4 protein-coding genes are annotated in these 2,812 nt (G+C 55.9%); 1 reads left to right on the forward strand and 3 read right to left on the reverse strand.

The genetic code is table 11. The features are described from left to right. Window positions 1-330: 330 nt before the first annotated feature. On the reverse strand, window positions 331-1,044 hold the full coding sequence (locus Q0K43_RS10855; protein WP_297290542.1) for a pseudouridine synthase: 714 nt from the start codon (window positions 1,042-1,044) through the stop codon (window positions 331-333). Between the two features lie 98 nt (window positions 1,045-1,142). Between Q0K43_RS10855 and Q0K43_RS10860 the strand changes: the two genes are divergently transcribed. Next, window positions 1,143-1,616, forward strand: coding sequence for a DUF4830 domain-containing protein (locus tag Q0K43_RS10860; RefSeq protein WP_297290543.1), 474 nt, complete (start codon window positions 1,143-1,145; stop codon window positions 1,614-1,616). 32 nt (window positions 1,617-1,648) lie between these two features. On the opposite strand, the gene Q0K43_RS10865 is transcribed toward Q0K43_RS10860, so the two are convergent. After that, entirely contained in the window at window positions 1,649-2,509 is an 861-nt protein-coding gene (locus Q0K43_RS10865) for a mechanosensitive ion channel family protein (protein WP_297290544.1), read from the reverse strand. A 189-nt stretch (window positions 2,510-2,698) separates the two neighbouring features. Further along, window positions 2,699-2,812: hypothetical protein (locus Q0K43_RS10870; protein WP_366086355.1), on the reverse strand; the 114-nt coding region annotated here is incomplete at its 5' end.

Below are 2,812 nucleotides of genomic sequence, written 5' to 3' on the forward strand. Positions count from 1 at the left end.
TTGCAGGCCACAACCGTTCCCTCAGAATCGATCACGCCAATGGCCCGTTCGGTGCTGTCTTTCATCTGCAAGACAACGCTTTGAAAAATTCTGCTGGACATGGTGTATGCCTCCTTATTTTAGTCCCCGCTTCGGGATGCTATGTCTATCCCATACATCACACACAGGCGGACAGCCCTGTTTCCACTTCAGATCGTTCTTGATGCAGCTGTTCATTCAACAGTCATTATTATACCGGTTTATTTCGCCCTTTTCAATAGCTTTTTCAAAGTTTTTTGGTGATATTGACTAAAATGTAACGAATCCTGTTTTTTCCTGTCCATCAATCTCTCAAATTCCTGCGGTTGCCCGCACTGCCGCCAACTCTACCTCCGTCAGAGGCCGCCACTCTCCCCGCTCAAGCGAGGGATCCAGCGTCAGCGGGCCCATGGTAAGACGCTTGAGGTAGCGTACCGGTTTGCCGCGGCAGGCCAGCATCCGTTTGATCTGATGATACTTGCCCTCCCGCAGAGTGACGATGGCGGTATCCGCCTGCTCCAGCACCTCCAGGCCGGCAGGCATGCACACCAGCCCATCCCCCAAGGTCATACCGGCGGCAAAGGCCGCCGTGTCGCTCCCGTCCAGCTGGCCATCCACCCGCACAAAATAGGTCTTGTCCACATGACGGCGGGGGGCCAGCAGCCGGTGCGCCAGCGCACCGTCGTTGGTCAACAGCAGCAGGCCTTCGGTGTCCTTGTCCAGCCGCCCTGCCGGAAACAGCCCCACCCGCCTCAGGTAGTCGGGCAGCAGTTCCAGCACCGTAGGCTGCCGGGGATCGTCAGTGGCGGAAACCAGGCCGGCTGGCTTATGCAGCATCAAATACACCAGCCGTTCCCCTGATATGGCGGCTCCGTCCACTTCAAAGCGGGCGGCCGGGTCCCACTTCTCTTCCGGAGAGCGGGCGGGCACACCATTAACCGTCACACGACCGGCCCGCACCAATTCCCGCACTTCTTTCCGGGACCAGCGGCCGGTATTGGCCAAGATCTTGTCCAGACGCTCCACAGTCATCCTCCTTGTCCGTTTCCCCATTTCCCGGCATAACCAGCCCATAAAGCACATACCATGTTGGTACCAGCATTTTGAGAAAGGGGCGTTGCGCTGTGTTTATTATTACCGCCAGAGTCCGCAAGGGACCCATACTGGCTGTAGCCGCCGCTGCGGCTGTGGTCTGCGGGGTTCTGCTTACCGCGGCAGGACTGGGGGGGCGGGATGCGGCGGTCTCCGGCGTGGTCAGTCCCACCGGCATCAAGACCAATGAAGATCGGATCGCCTACCTGGAGAGCTATGGCTGGCAGGTCTCTCAGGAACCCGTCTCGGTGGAGGAGCTTCTCATTCCGGAAACCTTCGACGATACCTATGCCCAATATCTGGATCTCCAGTCCTCCCAGGGATTTGATCTGAGTGAATACTGCGGCAAACGAGTCAAGCGATATACCTACGAGATCAACAACTATCCCACCGGCGAGAGCGGCATACAGGCGGGGCTGCTTATCTACAAGAATACCGTTATAGGGGGCGATGTCCTCTCTCCCCAGCTGGGGGGCTTTATACACGGGTTGTCCATGCCCGGATAGCAAATGCGGCGCTCTCTGGAGCGCCGCATTTGTTATTTTGTCTGTTGCTTCTCCTGAATCAGATGAACGTTTAAATGCCCATATGGAATCTCAATCCCCGCCTGATCAAAGGCCTGTTTCACCTGCTCCAGTAGATCGTAATACAGATCCCAGTAATCTTCTGTGGCACACCATACCCGGACCGTATATTCAATGCTGCTGTCCTGATAGGCGGAGACCCGCACAAAGGGTTCCGGCGTAAACAATGCCTTGGGGTGGGCGCCCACCACCCCTTTGATAGCGGCAATTACCCGCTCCGGCGGGTCATCATAGGAAGCGTTAAATTTCAGATCCACCCGCCGCTGCTCGGCGGTGGTGTAGTTAATAATCTTTTCGGCAGAGATCTGGCCGTTGGGTACCGAAATCACCTTATTATCCACAGTAGACAATTTGGTATAGGCCAGGCCTACCTCTTTGACCGTACCGCTGACGCCGCCGGCCTCCACGTAGTCTCCCGCCTTGAAGGGCTTGGATACCAGCACCTGGATGCCCCCCGCCAAATTGGACAAGGTACCCTGGATGGCCAGGGATACCGCCAGGCCGATCACGCCCAGCACCGCCACCAGGCTGGTCATGGGTACCCCGATATAGTCCAGCACGATACACAATGTGATCAGCCACAGGATCACACGCAGAGCCGCATGAATGAAGGTGTGCAGGCTCTTCTCCATTTCCAGGCGCACAAACGCCCGATCCATCAACCGGAGGATCACCTTCATCACTACCATACAGCCTACAAAGAGCAGAAGGATGGTAATGATTTTTTGCAGATTCAGGTCATTGAAAAAGCCGGTGACTGTCTGGATTGTTTCCTCCGCATCCTCCGGCGTGATATTTGTAATGTTTGTAAGCATGGCTTCCTTCCTTTCTGCGGCTATTCTATCATAGCTTCTTCGCTCAGACAAGCCCTGCAAACCGCAGACATAAGAAAAGAGCCTGCCTTAGAGCAGGCTCTTTGCGGACAGCAACGCTTTTCCTTCGGGCGGACAGTCTCTTAAATGCAGAAGACCTGCCTTGCGGCAGGTCTTCTTGCAAAAGGAGAATTACTCCTCGATGTCGATAACAACGCCGGAACCCACGGTGCGGCCACCCTCACGGATAGCGAAACGCAGGCCCTTCTCGATGGCGATGGGGGTGATCAGCTCCACCTTCATGTC

It is taken from the genome of uncultured Flavonifractor sp., assembly GCF_944383115.1.
Taxonomy (GTDB): Bacteria; Bacillota; Clostridia; order Oscillospirales; family Oscillospiraceae; genus Flavonifractor.